Consider the following 21,870-nt stretch of genomic DNA (forward strand, 5'->3'; position numbering starts at 1 on the left):
CCGGGTTTTCACCCTTCCCAGAAGAGATAATGGGGATTTCCCGAAAGAAATTCAAGGCATTCCTCAAGGGTGCCGACAAAATCGATGTGTTCCCATTTTTCCCGGTTGTGGAAATACTCCATTCGCCAGTATCCCTCCTTCTCTGTCTGGAACAGGCGGGCGAAGCTTTCTCCGCCTTTTGCCAGGCGGAGCTCGTTGCCCGTAATATGGATATCAAAGGCTTGCAGATGGGGATCGGATCGGGCAATCCTTTGGGCCTGGTCAAGACTCTCTTTCATCTTCTACCTCCGGTCGCCGGACAGTTTTTCTTGCCGCGTTCCTTACAATTTTACGCTGTTTGCAGCTGCCTGCAGGCGTTCCTGAAAAGTTATCTGCATCGGGTCGCCGTCAGACAACAGGGCGGGACTGAGATGGTGCAGGAAGAGATGGCTCAAGGCGCGGAATGTGTCTGATCGGGACCGGTACGGGCTCCTTTCGCAAGGGCCTCGCGCGCATCCTGCTCGAAATCGGCCAGGATGTCCTCCAAGGCGGTGTTCCATCCTTGCACCAGCGCCTTTGGAGAGCGTTCACCGACCGGGATTTTCCTGCGGTACGTTTCATTGAGAACCGTAAGGGCAATTGAACTCGTGTCGTCTATGAGTGTCAACTGCAATTCAAGAACGGCTGCGGGCGGCTGGCCGGGACGGTAATCGCCATGGAGCGCCTCGATGCGGCCGCGCAGCAGGTGCGTGGGCTGCGGTTCGGCGTCTTCGGTAACGAGGCCGAAAATTCCGGACTCCCTGAGCCATTGAGTGGTCTCCTCGGTCACAAGATCGGATGGGGAGCCGAAAAATTCGTTATAGAAGTCGGACCGGTACTCCAGATCCCCCACCCGATAGACGAAACTGCGCGTTTTGATGCGCGCCGAATTGTTGAAGTTGCGGACCAGCAGCACCGTATTCCCAGAAGATTCACCCGGCGGGGTTTTTCTTTCTGTGGAAAGAACAAAGTTGGTCTTTTCCGGATAAGGTCTTTCCAGTTGGACGCACCCGCAGAAAATGGGCATTGTCAGGAAAAAAAGGAGGCAGAAAAGTTTTTTGGAAACACGGGTCATGGTCATGGCTCCGTTGGGGGCGGCGGAGCCCCGAGGATCAGCTGAGAGGGGTACTCCCGGGCGCTTTCGGTCAGATCCCGCAGGTTTTCCGAGGCCTGGCGGAAATTTTCCAGAATGTCCTCGATATTCTGCTGTTCGGATGTGATCAAACCGTCCAGTCGGCGCGCCGTTTTCCCCAGGGGTTCCATTTGTGTCGGCAGCTCCCGGGCCAGCTGATTGAGCTGTTCGGTCAGGCGGTTGAGACTTTGTGCCGTTTCCGGCAGTTCCTGAAGAAACCGGCCTAACGGGTCTTCGGCTCGGGAGATGAACCGGTCCAGACGGCTGCTGGTGGCACGAAGTTCCTTGAGCAAGAGTACCATCTGATCACTGATTTCGCCAATGCGCACCTGTTCGGTCGCCTCATTGAGCCCGCTCAGGGCCTTCTCGATACCGGTGAACAGGGCTTCCATGTCCACCTGTTCAATTGTCTTGAGAATCCGGTCGATGGCTTCGGTATACCGGGTGATGGTGCTGGGGGCGGAAGGGATATAGGCATAGTCGGGTTTCCAGTCGATACTCATCCAGGGTGCTCTTTCGGCGACGAAATAGTCGGCCTCCAGGTAGGCCGTACCGGTGACACCCGGAAAAGCCAGCTGAATACGCAGGCCTTTTTCCACTTCTGTTTTCACCAGTTCCTCGACGGCTGCCTGGGACATGGCACCGAAGGCCTTGCTGAAGAGGGAGATGCGGACCAGAACATACCGTTTTTCCGTCTCGTATTCCGTACCCACAAGGGTAATTTCCTCCACCCTGCCGATCTGCACCCCTCTGAATTTAACCGGAGAACCGATGTCCAGTCCCTGGACCGATTCCACAAAATAGGTTTCAGCATAAAACTTCTGCTGAAACAGGGTCCCGGCGCCGAAGACCATCAAACCGATCACCCCGATCGTCAGGGCAACCAGGATGAACAGACCGATCTTGAAATAGTTGGCTCTTTCGCTCATCGATATTTTGATTCCTCTCAATGATCTGGGACGGCGTCGCGGGGATGGAAAAACCGCCGGACAGCCGGATCGCTGCTGGAGGCCAGAACTTCCGGCGCACCGTCGGCCAGAATCCCCTTGACCTTTCGGTCGAGCAGGATGACCCGGTCGGCAATGGCGAAGATGCTGGACAATTCATGGCTGACGATGACAAAGGTGATGCCGAGACTGTCGGCCAGTCGCAGAATGAGCTCGTCCATTTCCGCGGAGATGACAGGATCGAGTCCTGCCGACGGTTCATCGAGAAAAATGATTTCCGGACCCAGCACCATGGCCCTGGCAATGGCCGCGCGCTTGCGCATGCCGCCGCTCAATTCTGCGGGAAGGAGATGTCCGGATTTGTCCAGTCCCACCAGGCTGAGGTTCATGGCCGCGATCAGGGTGCGGGCCTCGGCCGGCAGATCGGTAAATTCCTCCAGCGGCAGGCAGAGGTTTTCCATGACCGTCATGGAGCCGAACAGGGCACCATTCTGGTACATCACGCCGATTTTACGAAGGATCGCCAGGCGCCTCGGCCCCGCGGCGGCAACAATGTCGTCCCCGTCGATCCGGACTCGGCCGGAAATGGGCGTATAGAGGCCGATCATATGTTTGAGCAGCGTGCTTTTGCCGCATCCCGATCCCCCGAGAATGATGAAAATCTCCCCCCGGCGGACGCTGAAGTTCACATCCTGCAGAACGGGTTCCGCGCCGTAGCCTGCCGTAAGCCCGCTGACCTCGATAATGTCGGTAGTGGAGGACATGGGTTCAGATCCCCAGGTAATAAAATAGGACCGAAAAGATTCCGTCGGTCACGACGATCAGAATGATGGCGCTGACCACGGCACGGGTGGCTGCATTGCCGACGGCGCTGGGGCCGAATTCGGTGCGCAGACCGTTGAGGCAGCCTATGGTGGCGACAATCAGTCCGAATACCAGGGACTTGAACAGCCCGCTGTTCAAGTCGGTCCAGCCGACTGCCGTCTGCAGCTGGCGGATATAGGCCGTCATGGGGTAGCCCAGGGAAAGCAGCACGACGGAGCCCCCGAACAGGCCCAGGAGGTTGGCGAAGAGCGTCAGCAGGGGGGTGACGAAAAGGGCCGCGAGCACCCGGGGAATCACCAGAAAAGGCACGGGATCAAGGCCCAGGGTGGTCAGGGCATCGATCTCCTCGTTGATCTTCATGGTGCCCAGTTCGGCGGCGAAGGCCGAGCCGGAGCGGCCGGCCAGAAGCAGGGAGGTCATCAGCGGCCCCAGTTCCCGCAGGATCGCCAGTCCGATGATATTGGCCACATAGATTTCGGTGCCGAACTGCTTCATCGGGATCGCTGCCTGAAAAGCCATGATGAGGCCCACCAGGAAGCTGATCAGGGCGACGATGGGAAGGGCATCCACGCCGGCCTTTTCAAAAATCAACCAGACATCCCGCCAGCGAACCTGGCCGGGTCGGCGTGCGGTCTTGAGCAGCGCGACGGTCAGTTCGCCGACAAAAGCGATCAGATTGCCCAGGGCTGTCCAGGTGCGCACTGCTGCCCGCCCGGTCTCCGTGGCCAGGCTTCCGGGGCGCGGTCTCTCGCTGACGATTTCCTGAAAATTAGCCGGGACGAACTGATCCAGCAAACGCCGGAATTCAGGCTGCAGTCCCTGGACGCAGACTTCCCCCTTGCGCGGCAGCATGTGCCGCTTTATTTCCAGCAGCAGGCTGATTCCCGCGCCGTCGCAGTAGCTGACCCGGGAGAGGTCCAGGGTGACTTTGGTCGGTTTTTCCCGGGTCAGCAGAGAGACGGCTTCCGGCCAAAGGATGGCTGTCCCTTCTATATCGAGCCGTCCGCCAAGGGTCAGGACAAGTTCGCCATCATTCCGCATGACCTGAAGATCGATCTTCTGCGGCCGGTTTGATTCAGGCAAGGGTATGGCTCCGTTTTGTTTGGCCAACAAACAGAAAATCGACCGGCAGTACGACAGGATGTCGAAGTTGTCAGCGAATGATCTTCCAAGAGCCGTCCGGCTGTCGACAAGCCGTTCCGAAGGCTTGCTGTTCAGCCCCGCCGATGATTACGGTCTGGTAGTACTCCCGGCAGTACTGTCCGGCGCCTGTCTGGTAGGTCTCGATCGGCGTTATGGCACCATAATTTCCCGTGTCCGGGTTTCGCCAGCTGGTGGACTGGTTGGTCCGGGTATATTCCAGGGCGTACTGGGCGTTCTGCTGCATGGCCAGACGATCCGCACGATCGAGGGATCGGCCGACTTCCTGACCGATCAGGGCCCCGGCCAGGGTGCCGACAGCCACCGCAACCAGGGTGCCACGGCCGCCTCCGATCTGAGATCCTATCAGGGCTCCGGTTCCGGCGCCGAGCAGGGCGCCGCCCGTTTCCTTGCGCCCCATCTGGGGAGCACAGCCGGCCAGAACCAGGGTGAACAGACTCAAAAAGACAATCAGCTTTTTCATCTTGCGACCTCCATGTTACAGCAATAGGAATCGGTGTTCCGATAGTTTAAGGATATCGCGATGTTAGCTTCTGTCAAGGGGCTCCGGCAGCTGGCGCAGGGTCTCGGCAACGAGGGGTGCGATACGTCGGACTATTTCGTCAATCCCCTTGGGATTGGGGTGAATGCCGTCGGCCTTGTTGAGTGCTGGAGAGCCGGCAACACCCTCCAGAAAATCGGGATAGAGGGGAATCCGGTGTTTTACAGCCAGGCTTCTGAAGAGCCCTTCAAAAGCGATAGAGTCCTTGGGTCCCAGGTCACGCAGCGGCCGGATGCCGGCTAGCAGAACCCCTCTGCCCTGCCGGATGATCTCGCTGATGATCCAGTCCAGGTTGCTTTCGGTCAGGGCCGGGTCGAATCCCTGCAGGTTGTCGTTGGCCCCCAGTTCGACGATGACCAGGTCCGGCCGGCACGCGAGCGCCTGTGACAACCGGCCGCGGGCTCCCAGGGTCGTGTCGCCGGGAACCCCGGCATTGACAAGCTCCACAGGAAAATTCATCGCCCGCAACGCCTTTTCAAGGCGTACCGGAAAAGCCGCCTTGCTCGGAACGGCGAAGCCGGCCACCAGGCTGTCGCCGAAGGCGAGAATGCGGATCGGACGGTCTGCCTTTGCAGAAGCCGGGCCGGGAGCTGGACAGAGGTTTGCCAGGAGAAGGGGCAAAGGTGGAATCGGCATGGCGGCGTCCTCTTTCGGAAAAAGGGGGTCTGCCGCGACTTTACCGATTGCGGGAGAAAAGGTCAACACAAGGCCGCACTAGCCCGTATTGCGCAGACCAGCGGAGATGCCGTGAATGGTGGCGGCCAGGACGTAATCGAGCTCCTCGCTTTCTTCTCCGGCCCGTTTTCGGCGCAGCAGCTCGATCTGGATGAGGCTCAGCGGGTCGACGTAAGGGGTCCGCAGTCGCAGGGAACGGGCCAGGCTCGGCGCATGTTGCATCAGCCGGGTCTGGCCGGTGGCGGCCAAAACCGCCTGAACCGTGCGCCGGTGCTCGACGACCACGAGCTTGAAAATCCGTTCCCGGATCTGCGCGTTTTCCACCAGCTCGGCATAACGACTGGCCAGGGGCAGGTCGACCTTGGTCAGGGCAAGTTCCACATTGTAGATCATGTCGGTGAAAAAGGGGCAGCCTTGCATCATTTCCGTCAGAATCCTGCGGGATGCGGGACCCCGTCGGGAGAAAGCCTCCAGAGCATGGCCGACACCGAACCAGCCGGGCAGGACATGACGGCTCTGCATCCAGCCGAAAACCCAGGGGATCGCCCGAAGGTCATTCAGTGTTCCCGAGGATTTTCTCCGGGCCGGCCGCGATCCGATCTTGGCCAGTTCGAATTCCAGGACCGGCGTGGCCTGTTCGAAATAGGTCACCAGATCAGGGTTTTCGGCAATGTGATGCCGATAAAAATCGAAAGCGGCGGCGGACATCTCTTCCAGGGCCGCTTCCCAGTCCGGATCGAAGGCGGATGTTCCAGAGTCCGAACCATCCAGGCTTTCCAAAGCGGCCGCCACCATCAGCTCCAGATTCCGCTGAGCCAGGGAAGGGTCGGCATATTTCCAGTTGATGACCTCCCCTTGTTCGGTAATTTTGAGACTTCCCGAAAAAGCTCCCGGCGGCTGACTCAGAATCGCCCGATGGGTCGGGCCTCCTCCGCGGCCGACGGTACCGCCGCGACCGTGAAACAGCCGTAGGGTGACCCCGAGTTCTTCGGCTGTCCGGTAGAGCGAGCGCTGGCACTTGTAGATTTCCCAGGTACTGGTCAACATGCCTCCGTCCTTGTTGGAATCGGAGTAGCCGAGCATCACTTCCTGATGTCGATTCCAGGAATCGAGCAGCGGACGGTACCAGTCGCTGCTCCAGAGGTCCCGGCAGACGGTCGGGGCATGGCGGAGGTCCTCGATCGACTCGAACAGGGGCACCGGCATCAGGCCGGGGTCCCCGGATGCCGGTCTGGCTGCGGGTTGCAGGCCGGCCTCCCGGGTCAATTGCAGCCAGTCTCGGAGATTTTCGACGGATCCGCTGCCGCTGATCACATAACGGGTGATCGATTCCGGCGGAAATTCCCGTTTCAGTTCGGCGATCCCCTGCAATGTGCCCAACACTTGGGCCCTTTGATCAGGTTCGGTCAGGGCCCGGCGATGAATCATGGCGTGCTGACGGATATCCAGGACATGCAGGTGAAAACCGAAGGTCGCGGCCTTGCGCAGGATGGAGTCCAGGTATCTCTTCGCCAGTCGCTCCCCCTTGTGTTGCAGGAGACTGTCGCGGATCAGACTCAGGTCGGCAATAAAGGCATCGGCATCGGGGTAGGCCTGCGGGTGGCGGGAATCGGACCGGCTCAACTCCAGCCGATGGCGGACCATCACCAGAAACTGCCGGTAGAACTCGCACTCCGGTGCCAGAACAGCCCGTGAGGCCGCTTCCGGCATGTCCTCCAGATACCGATGCAGGGCACGGAGAAAATTCGCAGAGGGATTGAATCGGCAGCCGGACGGGGTGAGGAGCTCCTTGAGCAGCTTTACATCTTCAAGATAGCTGTCGAGAATGATTTCCCGGGCCTGGGTCAGCGCGGTGCGGGTCGAAAAAGTGGTAACGGCAGGGTTGCCGTCACGGTCGCCGCCGATCCAGGAACCGAAGCGGATCACCGTGGGCAGCCGGCCGGCCGGAAGGTCGCAGCCGAAGATTTCGGCAAAAGCCGCGGCAAGATCCAGATAAAATCCGGTGAGGGCCGGAATAAGAAAGGGGGAGTAATGGTCCAGCCCCTGCTCGATCTCATTCTCCACGGTGGGGCTCTGCCGCCGAACCTCTTCCGTCTGCCACAGGGCGGTAATTTCCGTCAATATCGACTCTTGCTGGGCCATCCCCTCAGCCTCCGTCAAAAGGCAGCGGTTCAGCTCCTCGAGCGAGGCGGCGATACGCTGCCGCTTGGTGCGGGTGACCCGGCGGGCCACTTCGGTGGGATGGGCCGTGAAAACCGGGATGACCTCGACTTTCTGCAGCCGGGACAATGCTTCTTCGAGTCCGCATCCCGCCTCCCGCATACGCCTCAGGGTGCCTCTCAGGGATCCCGGCTTGTCCTCCGCTCCGGCTGTCATCCGGACCGCCCTCAGGCGGCGTTTGCGGTGCTGGGTTTCGGCGAGGTTGACCAGATCGAAGAAGGTTGAAAAGGCCTTGACGATCTGGCGGGATTCGGGCAGGGAGAGGCCGCGGACCAGTTCCATCGCCTTGCGCTGCAGGGGATCGTCCTGCAGGTCCCGGATTTCCGTCTCACGCCCCTCCAGCTCCCGCCGGTGAGCGATGGAATTCAGGCGCAGGTCCTCCTCCAGATCATAAAGGGCTTCTCCGGCCTGTTCACGGAGCACGACGCCGAGCAGCAGACCCAGGGAGCGCACATCCCGGCGCAGGGGCCGCTCCCAGAGTTCGCCGGTAAAGCTGATCAGTTCCGAAAGCCTGGCAAAGGGGTCGTCTATTTTCCAAAGGAGTTCAGGCATGCAGGTTCCCCCTCTTTTTAAATGGTGACAAGGCATCAGGCTCGGTTTCGGCAGGGGCGATGAATCGCTAAAGGACCGTAATGCCAAATAAATATCAGGGTTTTGGTGGAGCGGCCTCTAGGGTCAGGGCTGATAATACTGCAGCGCCTCGGGCAGTTTTTCCTGAATCTCCCGGATCCGGGTCTGATCGGCGGGGTGAGTGCTGAGAAATTCGGGAACCCCGGCACCGCCCAGTTGCGCCATGCGCTGCCAGACATCGACAGCGGCACGAGGATCGTAGCCGGCCATGGCCATGAAAATCAGGCCGAGATAATCCGCTTCGCTTTCCTGCAATCGACTGTAGGGCAGCATGACCCCCACCTGGGCGCCCACCCCGAAGACCTGCATCCACAAGGTCTGGGCCGTCTGGGGCTGGGTGGCCAGCAGAGCGGAGAGGGCCTGGCCCCCCATCTGGGTTATCAGCTGCTGGCTCATCCGCTCGCTGCCGTGGCGGGCGATGACATGGGCAACCTCGTGGCCCATGATGGTCGCCAACCCCGCCTCGTTTTGGGCGATCGGCAAAATTCCGCTGAAGATGGCCACTTTCCCCCCCGGCATGGCGAAGGCATTGACCTCCTCGCTGGCGATCAGATTGAATTCCCAATTGTAGCCGGCCAGTTCTCCCGATTCGCCCCTGCGGGCCATGAATTCCTCCACCGCCTGCCTGATGTTCTGTCCGACCCGTTTGACCATTTCACTTTCGGGGGTATTGCGGATTACCTCGTGGTTTTGGAGAAATTCCTGGTACTGATCCTGGCTGGCGCTGACCATTGTGCTTTCCGGCACCAGGTTGAGCTGTTGCCGCTCGGTGACGGGCACAGAAGCGCAGGCCGACGCAAGCATCATCCAGCCCATGAGGAGGAGACGGCTTCCGAGCGTTCCGGGTCTACGCAGACTTTTGACCGTTGGCTGTAAATTCATATGGAGTCCTCCAGGTTTCTCTCAGAAGGAGAGTCATCGGTGATCATACCATCGGAAAGGTGAAAACTTCCCGCCGGCTTTTTCAATTCTCGAGGTCCGGTTAAAGTTTTCCAGAATTAATCGGACAGTCAATGGCCTGCCTTCCATTCAGGATGCCATGAGTTGAAATGAATTTCCAACCGGTTACATTTGAACAAACAGTTTGCCCGGCAAGGAAATGGGGACATGGTAAAATTTGCATTGCTGTCGCTTTTGCTGTTGTTGCCGGCCTGCTCGGAAAAAGAAGTGGCCTACACCCTGCCCTTGGGGGAGGAGCGGGTGATCCGGGTCCAACTTGACGATGCCCGCTTTACTCCCTCGATGATCCAGGCACTGCATGGAGACCGCCTTCTGCTCCAGGTTTACAATACGGAGAGCAAGACCCATTATCTGACCGTAAAAAATCCCCGCGGTGATTTTATTCGAAGCGTCGTCCTGCCCGCGGGGGAGACCGTGCAGATACCTCTTCTGCTGACCGATGAGGGCGTCTGGAGATTTTATGGGGAAAAACCGCTCCAGGAGTCGAACGGCATGCAGGGGAGCATCACCGCGGTGGCACGAAACTGAAGGCGGCGACAGGGAGACGGGTTCTATGGACAGTTCAAGTACCGGGGGCGGCCCTTCCCGAGGGGCTGAATGGTTCGTACCCCAGTGGGGGCCGCTCAGGTTCCGCACATTCGTCGGATTGCTCTTCCTGCCCTATACCGGCATGGTGCTGTCCTTTGCGGTCATCGGTTCCTTGCTGGCCGCCGATCTGCACTACGGTCGGCTGCTGGCCATCGTGCTGGTCTACCTGTTCGGCCTGGGAATCGCGGCCCATGCCCTGGATGCTTTGGGCAGCCGGGGAATCAAACCCTGGGGCACCGTGTTTACCCGCAGCCAGCTCTGGTCCATGGCCCTGATCTCCCTGGCGGCAGCCTACGGTATCGCCGGCTACTATATGGTGCGCCACGTCCCCCTGTTATGGAGCATCGCCCTGCTGGAAGGTTTCTTCGTTTTCGCCTATAACCTCGAACTGTTCAAGGGCCGTTTCCATACCGATGGCTGGTTCGCCTTCTCCTGGGGAGCCTTGCCGGTGCTGGCCGGATTCGTCATGCAGACCAACCGGATATCCCTGTCCGCCATTCTGCTGGCGGCTGCCATGGCTCTTTTCAGCCTGATCGAAATCAAGGTTTCCCGTCCCTACAAGGTTCTGAAACGGCAGCCCGAACGGGACGAAAAGGATCAATCCCTGATGCAGCGTTTCGAAGTTCTGCTGAAATGCATCAGTATCGGTGTGATACTGCTGGGAGCGGGTCTGCTGCTGGAAAGGCTCATGCAATGACCGGCCCTGCGGGACCTTCGACCGCAATTTTCTTCAGATCCCCGGGACAGGAGCCGTCCGATGTTCGACTCATTCCATGATTTCGCCAAAAATGTAAGACCTGCCCTCGACAAGGCCTTCTCCCGGGAACTGGTGCAACTTCTGGATACCGGTGTTCCCGGTCCTCACGACTGGCTGCAGGGATTGAACGGCGGAAAGAAGATTCGCGGCCTTCTTCTCTGTCTGGTCGCCAGGACCCTCGGCGCCTCGCTCGAAAAAGCCCTGCCCCGGGCGGTGGCCGTGGAGCTGATTCAGACCGCCACTCTCATCCATGACGATTACATCGATGGTCATCGCACCCGACGAAGCCTCCCCGCCCTCTGGACTCTGGACGGACCACGCCGGGCGGTTCTACTGGGAGATGTGCTTTTTTCTTCAGCGATCTTTCTGCTGAGCGGGATGGGCAGCCTCGACTGCGGGATCGGCTCCCGGACCATCGCCCGGCTTGCCCTCGGAGCCTGGCAGGAGCCGCTTGACAAGCGAGCCCTGCTGTCGGCCATCAACAGCCGGCAGGCGGATTATGAGCTCATCATATCTCTGAAAACGGGGGTTCTGTTCGCGGCGGCCTCTGAGCTGGGTGCGGTTGCCGCAGGGGTCGATGCCTCCTCCCTGGGGCCGTGGCGGGGCTACGGCATGAAAGTCGGCGAAGCCTACCAGTTGGCGGACGATCTGCATGAGATGGAGCGATCCTTCGACCGGCGGGATGTGTCGATGGAGGCGTTGACCGATCTGGCTCCCGCGCTGCTGTATTTCGTTCCGGACAGCGGGCAGGTGATCGAACAGGCCCTTCGGCGGGAAAAACCCCTGTCCATCCTCGAGATTCGGCCCTTCCTGTCTCAGGCTATCGGCTTGATGAAAAGGGAGCGGGAGCGGCGGTTGCGGGCCGCGGCGGCCGAACTGGACGATGTGCGCGGCGAACCGCAACTGATGGATCTGGTGCGTCGGGCGCCCCTCGACCTGATCGGCATGTTCGACCGGTCGATCTCCATGGCAGGGCAGTGCAGAGGATAATCCGGATCAGGAAGGATCCGTCGACGGTTTTCGCGCCGAGATGATCGCCGCGGTGCCGAAGGTCAGGGGCCGGACGGCGATGTCGTTAAACCCCAATTTCAGCAGCAGGATCCGCGTATCCTCGACCCAGCGGGTCTGCTGCAGGAAGTCGGGAAGTTCGTGGAAAACCGTGCGCCATTCGGGAAAAAGTCGGCCGCCCAGGGCCTGCATCAGACGAAACCAGGTTTTCCAGAGTTTGATGAATAGAGGGTTCGTCGGATAGGTGAAGTCGTGCAGCAGAACGATGCCGCCCGGCTTCAGCATTTGCAAGGCATTGACCAGCAGGTTTTCGAGGTCGGCATACTTGGCCAGGTAGGAGGAGGTCATGCAGTCCAGCGGCTCCTCCAAAACCACATCTTCAGCCCGCCCGAGCCGAAATTCCACGTTTTCGATCCCCTCCTTTTGAACCTTTTGCCGGGCAAAGTCCAGGTACTCCTCACGCAATTCCACACCGGTGACCTGAGCCTCGGGAAAGGCGCGGGCTATTTTCAGGGTCAGAATTCCCGTTCCGCTGGCCTGGTCCGCAATCCGCCGGGCATGGGCCGGAATCAGGGCGAGGATGCGGGATTTCCAGTAGAGGTCTGCCCCGCAGGTCCAGATATTGACCACCCGGTCATAGGAAAAACCGGTACCGCTGAAGAAACGGTAAACCACGTCCAGTTTCGGTGAGGTGAGTGGCATCTTCGTAGAACCTTTCCTGAGAAATTCGACTGCCGTTCATTATAGCATCCGTCGATGAATCTTCATGCCGGGGCTTTCATGATTTCCATGTCAAAGGGTATGATAGGAGGAAATAGAAACAGTGGAGGTCTGCATGAAAAGCATACTGTTTGCCATTTTCCTTGTTTCATCTGTTCTGTTCGGCTGCAGTCAAAGCAGCAGCGAGGAGGCGAAGCCGCAGAATACGGACGAGACGAAAACGGCGGTTTTTGCCGGAGGCTGCTTCTGGTGCACGGAGGCCGATTTCGAAAAACTCCCCGGCGTGATCGATGTAATTTCCGGCTATACGGGCGGTGGATTGGACGATCCCACCTATGAGCAGGTTTCGGCCGGGGGCACCGGGCATGTCGAGGCGGTCCGGGTGACCTATGATCCGGACACCATCACCTACGGTCAACTTCTGGACTGGTTCTGGCGGCATGTGGATCCCACCGACAGTGGAGGTCAGTTCGTCGATCGGGGAGAACAGTATCGAAGCGTGATCTTTTACGCCGGCGAAGAGCAGAGGCGTCAGGCCGAAGCGTCCAAACAGCGGCTGGAGGAATCCCGGCGTTTCGATAAGCCGATCGTCACCGACATTCTGCCGCTGGGCGCCTTCTATTTGGCCGAGGACTATCACCAGGATTACTACAAAAAAAACGCCATCCGCTACAAATTCTACCGTTATCGATCCGGCCGGGATCAGTTTCTGGACAGAACCTGGGGCGGTCGGCAGGATGATCAGCCGATTGAAAGAAAGGAAAAGCAGATGAGCCGAGAGGATGTGAAGGATGTCCGTTACGCGATTCCCGACGATGCCGAATTGCGCCGCAGGTTGACACCTCTGCAATATAAAGTCACGCAGGAGGACGGCACCGAAAAACCCTTCGACAATGCCTATTGGAACAACCATGAGCCGGGAATCTATGTGGATATCGTTTCCGGGGAACCCTTGTTCAGCTCCATCGACAAGTTCGAATCGGGAACCGGATGGCCGAGCTTCACCCGGCCGCTCGTCCCCGGGAATATCGTCGAGCGGGAGGACCGGAGCTGGTTCAGCGTGCGGACCGAGGTTCGCAGCAAGCATGCCGATTCCCATCTCGGACATGTCTTCGAGGACGGCCCGCCCCCCACCGGGCTCCGGTACTGCATGAACTCGGCAGCGCTGCGGTTCGTGCCGAAACACGACCTGGAGCGGGAAGGCTACGGCAAATTTCTGCCGCTGTTCCAATAGCCACCCTGTCGCGGAAAAGCCTCCCGGTGGTAAAATTGAAGGACTGAAAGGAGGCTGGTCATGAGAATCAACGTCGAATGCAACGGCAAGTTTGAAAGATATCAAAAAGGGAAACAGCCCTGGGATGTTCCGGAGGGAGCGACCCCCAAAGAGGTCAGTGAAATCCTGGGGATCGATCCCGATGATGTCAGGGAGATTTCCGTCAATCACCAAAGCGCCCGGATGAATACACTGCTGAATGATGGGGACGAGGTCCGGCTCTCGTCTTGACAAAGACGGCATCCTGCGATCGAAAAGGCATCCATCGGGGTGCCTTTTTTGTATCCCCGCGGGCCCATTCCGTCTCTTTGGGAGATTGACATGGGAAGCGTTTTCCCCTATTCGATAGAAGGCGTTTGTCTGAAGGAGGTCATTTACGTTGCCAAAGCCCTGCGGGATCGAAAACTATCGCTCCTTTGAAAAGACCGTCCCCAAACTGCTCGAATCGATCGGTGCACCCGCTGTCCTGGCGCGCCAATCGCGCATCCTGATCAAACCCAACCTGGTTAACGGGGATCCTCCTCCCGTGACCCTGCCGGTTGAGGCCTGCGCTGCCCTGGTCAAGGCTTGCCGCACCTGGAGCAGTGCAGAGATCGTCATTGCCGAAGGGACCGGCGCCCGGCATCTCACCACCAGCGAAATGTTCCGTCTACACCGATACGATCGCCTCGCCGAGAAAGAGGGGGTCAAACTCGTCGATCTGAACGAAGCGGACCTGATCGAGCTGGAAGATCCCGGCTGCTCGGTTTTTCCCGTTTTCCAAATGCCCCGCCTGGTCATGGAAAGTTTCGTCCTGTCCGCCGCGGTCCTCAAGGCCCACAGCCTGGCGGTGATCACCGGCAGCATGAAAAACATGATCGGGGTCGCTCCTCCTGCCTATTACCAGAAGGGGGGACATTGGAAAAAATCCGCCTTTCACCATCAGATGCAGACCTCGGTTTTTGAACTGAATTGCTATCGCAAGCCCGATCTGGCCTTTATCGACGCCAGCGTCGGCCTGGCCGAATATCATCTGGGGGGCCCCACCTGCGATCCTCCGGTGGACAAGCTGGTGGCCGGGTTCGACCCGGTGGCCGTCGATGCGGCCGCCGCTGCCCTGCTCGGCATCGGCTGGCGGCAAGTGGGGCATCTCCTCAAGGCCCACGGGGTGCTCGGTTTCGCCGAGCCGGAGGAAATCTGAAAGATTCAATCCATATCCGGTATTCTTATTGAAGAAAACCCGGAAAAGGTGTAACTCTTTTCCCCTGTCCGAAATATTGCCCATCCTGCCGAATGGTATCTGTATCGATGTTTCCCAGGTTTTTGAATCCCGAAGAATTCCTGCAGCAGGCCGCGGAAAGTCCCGTTTTCGACGTCCGCACACCGGGTGAGTTCTGCCAGGCACACATTCCCGGAGCCTGCAACCTGCCCCTGTTTTCCAACGAAGAGCGGCACGAGATCGGCATTCTTTACAAGGAAAGCGGCCGGCAGGCGGCCATCTTGCGTGGGCTGGAGATCGTCGGGCCGCGCCTTGCCGAGTACGTTCTTCTTGCCCGGGCCGTTGCTTCCAACGAGAATATTCTCCTGCATTGCTGGCGCGGCGGCATGCGCAGCGAATCGCTGGCCTGGTTGCTGGATAAGGCCGGCTTCCGGGTGGGCGTGCTCAAAGGCGGATACAAGGCCTTCCGCCGGCTGGTCATAGCAACTTTCGCCCAACCGTTGCGGCTGCTGGTTGTGGGTGGCATGACCGGCAGTGGTAAAACGGAAATCCTGAAGCGGCTCGGGGATAGGGGGGAACAGGTGCTCGATCTGGAGGGACTGGCCCAGCACCGCGGCTCGGCGTTCGGGGCGGTCGGTAACGGAGAGCAGCCTTCGTCGGAACAGGTCGAAAACGAGGTTTTCGCGGTCCTGAGAACCTTCGATCCCAGCCGGACAATCTGGGTGGAGGACGAAAGCAGACGCATCGGGCGGGTTCTGGTCAACGAGCTGCTGTTCCGGCAGATGCGAGGCGCCACCGTGATAAGGATTCATGTCCCCAGGGAAATCCGGGTCGAAAGACTGTGCCGGGAATACGGCCGGGAGCCCAGGGCCCGCCTCGCTGCGGCGGTAGGCAACATCGGCAAGAGACTCGGCGGCGAAAATGCGGCGCGGGTGCTGCAAGCCATCGAGGAGGGGGATTACCGTCAGGCCGCCCAGACCATCCTTGAGTATTACGACAAAACCTACCTGTATGGCATCTCCAAGCGGGATCCGGCCACCATCATCGACCTGGACCCCACCCCGGCCGATCCCGCCGCCATTGCCGACGCCCTCATCGTCAGGGCTGAAAGCCTGGGGGGGTGAATCACCCCAGAAACCGGGCCACGATGAAATCGCAGATCCCCTGGGCATCGTTGATATTAAAGACCGGAACGTCGATATCCAGAGGCTCGTCCGAGGCAACCGCGATCAGGTTCGGATCATAGATTTCGTCCCGGTAGAGCAGCCGTTCGCCGCGAGCCTTGCGGTGGACCTCGATTTTCGGCAGATCGTTTTTCTTGAATCCCTCCGTCAGAACGATGTCCACATCCCCGAAATAATGTCTGATCGAGTCCATCACCGGCGGCTCCTCGCCTCCGGGATTGATCTTGACCATGGCCATTTTTTCCTTGGAGGTAACCAGCATGGTGTCGGCACCGGCCTGGGTGAAACGCCAGGAATCCTTGCCTTCCCTGTCGATGCTGAACTGGTGAGCATCGTGCTTGATCGCCCCCACGCGGTAGCCCCTTTTTTTTAATTCGCCGATCAGCTTGACCAGCAGGGTGGTTTTTCCGGTACCGCTTTTGGCAGAGATGGAGACAATGGCCGGGGAGGCAGGAGTCGACATGGACATTTCCTTTGGCTGTTCGAGATTTGTTGCGAATATAGTGGAAGGCAGGGTGCGGGGCAATCGAAAATTAACGACAAGCCTGACCTGGTAAGGGTCGTCCGATTGTGATCAGTGCGGGTTATGCTACCTTTATAAGGTATTAACTTCGGCCCATTTCCTGGCCGAAAACACCGCTCGCGGCATCGCCTAAACCGGAGGAGCCATGAAACGCCTGGCCAATTTACTGCTGCTGCTTATCGTGCCCCTGTCCGTTTGGGCGCTCGTTGCTGAGGAACGACCAGGAATCCGATACACGAATCAGGTTCTTTTTCTGGAGAAAAAGATCATGGAGGGGGATCAGGTGGCCTGGGTGACCCTGGCTTACAGCGATCCCGCCACGGGTCGTGACTGCCAGAACTTTATCGATGTCCTGGGGGGGCGGCAGCTCTTTGCAGACATTCCGGAAAAGAGCTGGATGCTGGTCGATTTTCAGCTGCGCAGCCTGGTGGTGGAGGCCGGCTTTGCCGGAGACGCCGATGTGACCGCTGTCGCGGCTTGTGAGGATTACCGGAGCTGTGTCGAAAAACGGCAAAAGCGCGCGGCGGAAGGGCCTGGAGAGGAAGCGCCGGCCCGAACGGGCGTGGAAGGAAAAGCTGCGGGACAAGGAGGCACCTCCCTCACGGCCGTCGAGGATCGACTGATGGCCGGCCGGCAACTGGTCAAGGCGGCCCGCTGCCGGAGCTGTCATGCGATCGAAGGCTTCGGTGCCGATCACGCTCCCAGCCTCACCTGGAGGCGGGCGAAATATGAACCCGACTGGCTCGGCAATTATCTGTCGGCGCCTTACCGGATGAGGCCCGCCATGAAAAACCTGATGATGCTGGATTACACCTCCCCCAATGCGGTTCCCCATCTGCAGCCGGAAGAGGTCAAGGTGATCGCGGACTACCTGCAGCAGCTCTCCTGGCTGAAGTCTCCCGCCGGACGCTTCCGTCTCGAACCCTGGCAGTCCTACAACTGCTACGAATGCCACGCGCGGGTTTACCGGCAGGACCCCCTGGCCTATGTTCCCACCCCCGTTCCTCAGTCCTGGCGGGACGAACTGACCTCCAGTCCGACCCTGAAATCCTGTACGGCCTGCCATACCTTCGGCGATGCCGGTCCGGCCGTGAAAGCGGTGCAGGCTTTTCCCCTGGCTCCCGATCTGCTGCTGACCGCGGAGAAACTGCGCACGGACTATTTTCTTGCCTATGTTCGGGATCCCGACTACGTGCAACCCGGCTCCAGCATGCCGAAGCTGGCTTTGTCGGAACAACAGGTGGAGGAACTTGAAAGGCTGGTGGAAAGACTGCGTCAGGCCATCCGGGCGGGGGAGGTCGAGCCGGTCCATCGCTATTACCGCATGGAGAAAAAGGAGGGTCAACAACACGGACGGTCGCAATAAAGATGCCGGCATGACCACGATCAGCTTTTTGCCAATCCGGTCGGTGGCCTCTCTTCCGGCGCTTCCGCCATCAGCTCCTTTACAGACCTGAATTTGGTCACGTCCTCCGATCGGCAACCGCGGATGGGAAGACAAGGCTTCTGGCATTAGACCGCGTCATGCCGGCATTTCATGGTTTCGTTTTCGCTGCCCTTGATCCAATTTTACCACTTTCTGAAGCTTACCCTCGGATTTTCTCTCATGATTTTTCATGCCCAAGGCGACTACTCCCGCACGTAGATGTCGATGTCGGTCTCATGGACCATGCCCATTATATGGGCGTATTCCGACTCGATCAGCTGGTAATGGTGATTGGTCGATCTGGCGTTCATTTCAAAAACTTTTCTCACCTCGGGGTCTTTGATGTTCTGAGCCAGGTCGTGCAGCTGTTTTTCCAGTTTCTGTTCTCTGGCCATGGCCATCTCCATGGCTTTCTGCACCCGAAGGTCGGCGAGCAGGGTATTTTTCTGGAAGGACAGCCACTCCTCTTCTATTTTGCTGGTAGTGTTGATATAGGTTTCAAAATCCGGCAGGTCCCCCCCTTTGTAGAGGTCGTAGAACTGCCGCGCATGTTCCTTTTCCTCTTCGGCCAGCAGCTCGAACAGGCGGCGGGAATTTTCACTGTTCATGTGCCGGGCAGCCAGACGATAGAAATTCATCGCGTTTTTCTCCGTCTGGATCGAGCGTTTTATCGCATCCTGTACATCGATTCGTTCAAACATGCGCAACCTCCTTTCGGACTGCCTTTGCCATGATTCTGTAAAAAGAATACCAGATTCCGGTTTCTCCGGGCCACTCCGCCGAACATTACCGGAGAGATTTCGAGGATTTTGCAGGCAGGGAAGGTCGGATGAAGTAGAATAAAAAGAAACCAAACGGAAAAGAGAGGGTCGAAATCATGAGGAAAAAAGTCGTTTTTCCCCTGAAGGTGTTCTACGACGGCGGCTGCCCCGTTTGTTCCCGGGAAATCGAGCATTATCGACAAATGGGCGCGGAAGACAAGCTGAATTTCATCGATATAGACGATCCCGATTTCGCTCCCGAGGACTACGGCCTTACCCTGGAGGAGTTCATGAAGGAAATGCACGCCATGGATGCTTCCGGGGAAATCTACCGGGGAGTGGATGCGTTTCGCGCACTGTGGTCGGGATTGCCGGTGAGTATTTACGGTGATCTTGCCTGCCTGCTTGGCTTGCCGGGAGTTCGTCAGATCTCCAGGATCGGCTACCGCGGTTTTGCCCGCATGCGGCGGTTCCTGCCCCGGGTCGATAAAACCTGCGAGGATCGCTGTCATCCCCGGCATCGCGCCTGACAGGGTTTTCATGAATCTCTATGGGGTTACAACGGCTTGAATTCGTTGCATTTGGTCCCGGTCTGATATATCGTATCAGACGCCGCAAGCGGGACGGCTGTCGAGATAGTATTCATCCTGGATCGGGGATGGAATGGCCCCGGAGGAGATTTTTTTTGATCATCAAGCAGGCAGCCTTTGTCAAAAGCGCCACCAAGCCCGGCAATTACCCTGAAGAGGGCTTGCCTGAAGTCGCCTTTGCCGGCAGAAGCAATGTGGGAAAGAGTTCGCTGATCAATGTCCTTGTCAATCGACGGGGTCTGGTGAGAACATCCTCCACCCCAGGCCGGACCCAACTGCTCAATTTCTTTGTCATCAATGACCGGCTGTTTCTGGTCGACCTGCCGGGTTTCGGATTTGCAAAAGTTCCTTTGGCCTTGAAAAAAGAGTGGGGGCCCATGGTTCGAACCTATCTCCAGGGCCGTAAAACGCTCAAGGCCCTGGTACTTTTGTTCGATATCCGCAGGGAACCCCGTCAGGAGGAGCTTCAGCTGCTCGATTGGCTGGAAGAGTTTCAGGTTCCGACAATTCCGGTCATCACCAAAATAGACAAAGTCCCCCGTACCCAGCGAGCCAGACAGATCCGTCCGATTCTGGAGGCGACGGGGCTGTCTGGGGACGCCTTTACCCTCTTCTCCGCCGTCTCCAGGGAAGGGCGGGAGGAGATCTGGCAGCGGATTCAGATGGCGTTGGGGGACGTGGAGCTGGAGAGTTTCCAGGAGGGTTAGGGGGAGGAGTTTTCCCGGCTTTCACCCCATTGTCAAATGATGGTTCTGCCGCTCAGGCCCATATTCCGCTAAGCTTTCCGGACGATTCATGACTTCTTTTTCCAGAGAGACGACCCGCATCTACCTGGTGAGGCACGGACAGGTCGAAGGGTCGGAGGAGAAACGCTACAACGGCCAATCCGACGTGCGGCTGACCTCCCTGGGGCTGGCTCAGTTCGGGGCCCTGCAAAAGCGTCTCGAAGACAAGCCGATTGCCGCCGTCTACAGCAGCGATCTCTCCCGCTGTCTGGATGGGGCCCGTATCATCTCTAAACCTCACGGTCTGGTTCCGGTTGCTCTGCGGGCTTTGCGCGAGCTGGACATCGGGCATTGGCAGGGCAAGGCCTGGGACGAACTGAAGCGGCGCTACCCGGAAGAATGGCAGGCGCGGCTGAAGGATATCGTTCATTATCGGGTGCCGGGCGGGGAGAATCTGATCGACGTGCGCGGCAGGGTCGCTCCGGCCTTGCAGGAACTGGTGGAGCGCCACCGGGGGGAGGAAGTTGTCGTGGTCGGCCACGGCGGCATCAATCGGATCGTGCTGCTCGAGGCCCTGGCGGCTCCCCTGTCCGCCCTGTTTCGGTTGGAACAGAATTTCGGCTGTCTCAACATCGTCGACTATCGGCAGGATGGAGGGGCAACGGTTCAATTGGTGAACGGCTAGATTCAGGTCTGAGTCCGAGGACTTCCGGCGACTCTGGGTGTGCGAAAGAAGAGGTAAGGGCGAGCAATGAAAAAGGTTTTCGTCGTTGGAGCCGGGGTGCAGGGGGAGGAGGGTTTCAGCCGCCGGGCCCTGGAGGTGGTGCGTTCGAGCGAAGTTCTGTTCGGCAGCCCGCGGCATTTGGAGTTGTTCCCCGATTTTGCCGGAGAAAAGGTGACGATCGGCAACAACCTCGCCGAGGTTGTCGATCGTCTGAAAAACACCCATCGGCAGGCGGTAGTTCTGGCTTCCGGGGATCCCCTGTTTTTCGGCATCGGCCGCCTGCTGCTGCGCAACTTTTCTTCGGATGAACTCGAATTCGTGCCGAACGTCAGTTCCGTGCAGTATGCCTTTGCCCGGCTCAAGGAGCCCTGGGACAATGCTGTGTTCGTTTCCGCGGAAGGACGGGGGGTGGCCGGTGCCGTTGACCAGATCGTGGCCAACGACAAGACCGCGATTCTGACCGATGCGGTCAATACCCCGGCGGCCATCGCGGGAGAACTTGTTCGACGGGGGCGGGAGGGCTATGCCGCCTACCTGTGTGAAAATCTCGGCACCGACAAGGAGCGCATCGTTTCCACGGATGTGCGCGGATTGACGGGCATCACCGCCGCGCCGCTGAACGTGCTGGTGTTCATCAAGGAATACGATGCCGCCGGGGAAGAGTATATTCCCACCCTCGGCATCCCCGATGAGGAATTTTCCGCCGTGAAAAAACTGATCACCCGGGAGGAAGTCCGGGTGATAACCCTGGCCAAACTGCGTCTGCGGCACGACATGGTTCTCTGGGATATTGGTGCCGGGTCCGGGTCGGTCAGCATTGAGGCCGACCGGCTACTGCCCAACGGGCGGATTTTCGCCGTTGAGCGCAACCCCCAGTGTCTCGATTTCATCAAGCGGAACTTCCGCAAGTTCAATGCGCGTAACGTCGGCCTGGTAACAGGGGAGGCCCCGGCCTGTCTGCAGGATCTCCCTGATCCCGACCGGGTTTTCGTGGGCGGTTCCGGAGGTCATCTGTGGAGCATTCTCGAGGCGGTGGACGGACGTCTGCCTGCGGGTGGGCGAGTGGTTATCAATGCCATCACCCTCGACACCCTGACATCCGCCACGGAGTTTTTCGAAAACTCCGGCTACCAGGTGGAAGTCACCAGTGTCAATATCGCCCGCACCAGGCCGTTTACCGATTATAAGATGTTCGAAGCGTATGATCCGGTGTATATTATCGTCGCCGAAAAAGAGTAAACATTCCGTTTTGCAGAAATAGCAGTCTCGGTCTTTTCGAACAGT

At 58.7% G+C, this 21,870-nt stretch carries 24 protein-coding genes; 12 read left to right on the forward strand and 12 right to left on the reverse strand.

Translation table 11 applies throughout. The features are described 5' to 3' along the window. Positions 1–8: 8 nt before the first annotated feature. The 9 genes from R2940_07990 to R2940_08030 all read right to left on the reverse strand — a co-directional run bounded on the left by R2940_07990 (position 9) and on the right by R2940_08030 (position 9,031). Complete coding sequence (locus R2940_07990) at positions 9–278, reverse strand: hypothetical protein (protein ID MEZ4599714.1); 270 nt, start codon at positions 276–278, stop codon at positions 9–11. A gap of 152 nt (positions 279–430) precedes the next feature. Beyond that, on the reverse strand, positions 431–1,093 hold the full coding sequence (locus R2940_07995; GenBank protein ID MEZ4599715.1) for a hypothetical protein: 663 nt from the start codon (positions 1,091–1,093) through the stop codon (positions 431–433). A 2-nt stretch (positions 1,094–1,095) separates the two neighbouring features. Further along, positions 1,096–2,079, reverse strand: coding sequence for an MlaD family protein (locus tag R2940_08000; GenBank protein MEZ4599716.1), 984 nt, complete (start codon positions 2,077–2,079; stop codon positions 1,096–1,098). 17 nt (positions 2,080–2,096) lie between these two features. After that, the gene (locus R2940_08005; GenBank protein MEZ4599717.1) at positions 2,097–2,861 is read right to left on the reverse strand and encodes an ATP-binding cassette domain-containing protein; all 765 of its coding nucleotides are present in this window, start codon (positions 2,859–2,861) and stop codon (positions 2,097–2,099) included. Positions 2,862–2,865: 4 nt separating this feature from the next. Further along, entirely contained in the window at positions 2,866–4,005 is a 1,140-nt protein-coding gene (locus R2940_08010; protein MEZ4599718.1) for an MlaE family lipid ABC transporter permease subunit, read from the reverse strand. Positions 4,006–4,075: 70 nt separating this feature from the next. Further along, on the reverse strand, positions 4,076–4,546 hold the full coding sequence (locus R2940_08015; protein ID MEZ4599719.1) for an RT0821/Lpp0805 family surface protein: 471 nt from the start codon (positions 4,544–4,546) through the stop codon (positions 4,076–4,078). A gap of 63 nt (positions 4,547–4,609) precedes the next feature. Continuing rightward, positions 4,610–5,260, reverse strand: coding sequence for an arylesterase (locus R2940_08020; GenBank protein ID MEZ4599720.1), 651 nt, complete (start codon positions 5,258–5,260; stop codon positions 4,610–4,612). A gap of 78 nt (positions 5,261–5,338) precedes the next feature. Further along, positions 5,339–8,071, reverse strand: a complete 2,733-nt coding sequence (locus R2940_08025; protein ID MEZ4599721.1) for a phosphoenolpyruvate carboxylase — start codon at positions 8,069–8,071, stop codon at positions 5,339–5,341. A 123-nt stretch (positions 8,072–8,194) separates the two neighbouring features. Further along, positions 8,195–9,031: a M48 family metallopeptidase gene (locus tag R2940_08030; protein MEZ4599722.1), complete on the reverse strand. Its 837-nt coding sequence runs from the start codon at positions 9,029–9,031 to the stop codon at positions 8,195–8,197. Positions 9,032–9,256: 225 nt separating this feature from the next. On the opposite strand from R2940_08030, the gene R2940_08035 reads away from it, so the two are divergent. Genes R2940_08035 through R2940_08045 form a run of 3 tightly spaced genes read left to right on the forward strand, consistent with a single transcriptional unit; the run spans position 9,257 to position 11,444 of the window. Then, positions 9,257–9,637 (forward strand): hypothetical protein, encoded by a 381-nt coding sequence (locus R2940_08035; GenBank protein ID MEZ4599723.1) that lies wholly within the window; start codon positions 9,257–9,259, stop codon positions 9,635–9,637. 25 nt (positions 9,638–9,662) lie between these two features. Next, positions 9,663–10,394 (forward strand): hypothetical protein, encoded by a 732-nt coding sequence (locus R2940_08040; GenBank protein MEZ4599724.1) that lies wholly within the window; start codon positions 9,663–9,665, stop codon positions 10,392–10,394. 60 nt (positions 10,395–10,454) lie between these two features. Beyond that, entirely contained in the window at positions 10,455–11,444 is a 990-nt protein-coding gene (locus R2940_08045; protein ID MEZ4599725.1) for a polyprenyl synthetase family protein, read from the forward strand. A gap of 6 nt (positions 11,445–11,450) precedes the next feature. Here the strand turns inward: R2940_08045 and R2940_08050 are convergent, their stop codons facing one another. Then, complete coding sequence (locus R2940_08050; GenBank protein ID MEZ4599726.1) at positions 11,451–12,164, reverse strand: class I SAM-dependent methyltransferase; 714 nt, start codon at positions 12,162–12,164, stop codon at positions 11,451–11,453. A 133-nt stretch (positions 12,165–12,297) separates the two neighbouring features. Here R2940_08050 and msrB point away from each other — a divergent pair, with 133 nt between their 5' ends. The 4 genes from msrB to mnmH all read left to right on the forward strand — a co-directional run bounded on the left by msrB (position 12,298) and on the right by mnmH (position 15,777). Next, complete coding sequence (msrB, locus tag R2940_08055; GenBank protein MEZ4599727.1) at positions 12,298–13,416, forward strand: peptide-methionine (R)-S-oxide reductase MsrB; 1,119 nt, start codon at positions 12,298–12,300, stop codon at positions 13,414–13,416. Between the two features lie 60 nt (positions 13,417–13,476). Next, a complete protein-coding gene (locus R2940_08060; GenBank protein MEZ4599728.1) occupies positions 13,477–13,686 on the forward strand; it encodes a hypothetical protein in 210 nt (69 codons plus the stop codon). Between the two features lie 148 nt (positions 13,687–13,834). Beyond that, positions 13,835–14,635: a DUF362 domain-containing protein gene (locus R2940_08065; protein ID MEZ4599729.1), complete on the forward strand. Its 801-nt coding sequence runs from the start codon at positions 13,835–13,837 to the stop codon at positions 14,633–14,635. Positions 14,636–14,742: 107 nt separating this feature from the next. Then, complete coding sequence (mnmH, locus tag R2940_08070; protein MEZ4599730.1) at positions 14,743–15,777, forward strand: tRNA 2-selenouridine(34) synthase MnmH; 1,035 nt, start codon at positions 14,743–14,745, stop codon at positions 15,775–15,777. Between the two features lies 1 nt (position 15,778). On the opposite strand, the gene mobB is transcribed toward mnmH, so the two are convergent. After that, positions 15,779–16,300: a molybdopterin-guanine dinucleotide biosynthesis protein B gene (gene mobB, locus R2940_08075; protein MEZ4599731.1), complete on the reverse strand. Its 522-nt coding sequence runs from the start codon at positions 16,298–16,300 to the stop codon at positions 15,779–15,781. Between the two features lie 205 nt (positions 16,301–16,505). On the opposite strand from mobB, the gene R2940_08080 reads away from it, so the two are divergent. Continuing rightward, complete coding sequence (locus R2940_08080; protein ID MEZ4599732.1) at positions 16,506–17,726, forward strand: cytochrome c; 1,221 nt, start codon at positions 16,506–16,508, stop codon at positions 17,724–17,726. A 263-nt stretch (positions 17,727–17,989) separates the two neighbouring features. Here the strand turns inward: R2940_08080 and R2940_08085 are convergent, their stop codons facing one another. Continuing rightward, complete coding sequence (locus R2940_08085; GenBank protein ID MEZ4599733.1) at positions 17,990–18,487, reverse strand: ferritin family protein; 498 nt, start codon at positions 18,485–18,487, stop codon at positions 17,990–17,992. A 176-nt stretch (positions 18,488–18,663) separates the two neighbouring features. Between R2940_08085 and R2940_08090 the strand changes: the two genes are divergently transcribed. The 4 genes from R2940_08090 to cbiE all read left to right on the forward strand — a co-directional run bounded on the left by R2940_08090 (position 18,664) and on the right by cbiE (position 21,825). Next, on the forward strand, positions 18,664–19,077 hold the full coding sequence (locus tag R2940_08090; protein MEZ4599734.1) for a DUF393 domain-containing protein: 414 nt from the start codon (positions 18,664–18,666) through the stop codon (positions 19,075–19,077). A 155-nt stretch (positions 19,078–19,232) separates the two neighbouring features. Continuing rightward, a complete protein-coding gene (gene yihA / locus R2940_08095) occupies positions 19,233–19,844 on the forward strand; it encodes a ribosome biogenesis GTP-binding protein YihA/YsxC (GenBank protein ID MEZ4599735.1) in 612 nt (203 codons plus the stop codon). 88 nt (positions 19,845–19,932) lie between these two features. Continuing rightward, entirely contained in the window at positions 19,933–20,547 is a 615-nt protein-coding gene (gene cobC, locus R2940_08100; GenBank protein MEZ4599736.1) for an alpha-ribazole phosphatase, read from the forward strand. A 66-nt stretch (positions 20,548–20,613) separates the two neighbouring features. Beyond that, positions 20,614–21,825, forward strand: a complete 1,212-nt coding sequence (gene cbiE / locus R2940_08105; GenBank protein MEZ4599737.1) for a precorrin-6y C5,15-methyltransferase (decarboxylating) subunit CbiE — start codon at positions 20,614–20,616, stop codon at positions 21,823–21,825. Positions 21,826–21,870: the final 45 nt, after the last annotated feature.

Source organism: Syntrophotaleaceae bacterium (genome assembly GCA_041390365.1).
Classification (GTDB): domain Bacteria; phylum Desulfobacterota; class Desulfuromonadia; order Desulfuromonadales; family Syntrophotaleaceae; genus JAWKQB01.